Consider the following 734-nt stretch of genomic DNA (forward strand, 5'->3'; position numbering starts at 1 on the left):
TAAGAGACAGGTCGTCCCCATTGCCCTCGTCCCCGGGTGACGAGACCGTGTAGACGCCGACCAACCGGGCGATCACCGTCGTGAGGAACAGCGTCGCCGTCACCGCCTGCAACGCCGCCAGCGACTGCGCCCAGGGGGTCAGCGGCACCACGTCCCCGTACCCCACCGTCGCCAGCGTGACGAAGCCGAAGTACATCAACAACGACCAGTCGATCGCCGCCTCCGGGGCCGCCAGGTCCGTGAAGCTCCCCGGCACCGACAGTTCCATCGCCGTGAAACAGGCCGCGAAGAACGCCCCCAACAGCAGGTAGACGGAGATGGCCGCCAGGATCAGCTCCGGTCCCGGACGGTGGTGCCGCCGGAAGACGAACAGCACCAGGGAGGCGATCAGCGCCAGTTGGAACAAGGCCACGGAGAGGTGGCGCCCCAACTCCGCCACCGTGTTCGCGCGGTCCACCACCGACCACCCGGCGAAACAGGCGAAGACGAGGGCCACCCCCACCACGGGCGACATGTGGTGGCCCTCCGTGCGCACGGTGCGCAACCCGAAGACGATCATCCCGGCGTACAGCACCATGTAGAGGGCGTTCCACCCCGGCCCGTACAGGCTGATCGGATACCCGAACTGCAGAACCGCGATCACCAGCAGCAGCAGGGCGAGGTCGCGGAACCGGACGTCCCGGAGCGCCGGATTCGACCGGCCGGGGGACGCGCAGGAGGGACCGGGGGACGGG

1 protein-coding gene is annotated in these 734 nt (G+C 68.9%); it reads right to left on the minus strand.

Translation table 11 applies throughout. The annotated features are described in order from the left end of the window. The coding region (locus tag FOE67_RS27555; RefSeq protein WP_228474369.1) for a potassium channel family protein at nt 1-734 on the minus strand (734 nt) is incomplete at both ends.

It is taken from the genome of Streptomyces calidiresistens (assembly GCF_014141525.1).
Classification (GTDB): domain Bacteria; phylum Actinomycetota; class Actinomycetes; order Streptomycetales; family Streptomycetaceae; genus Streptomyces; species Streptomyces calidiresistens.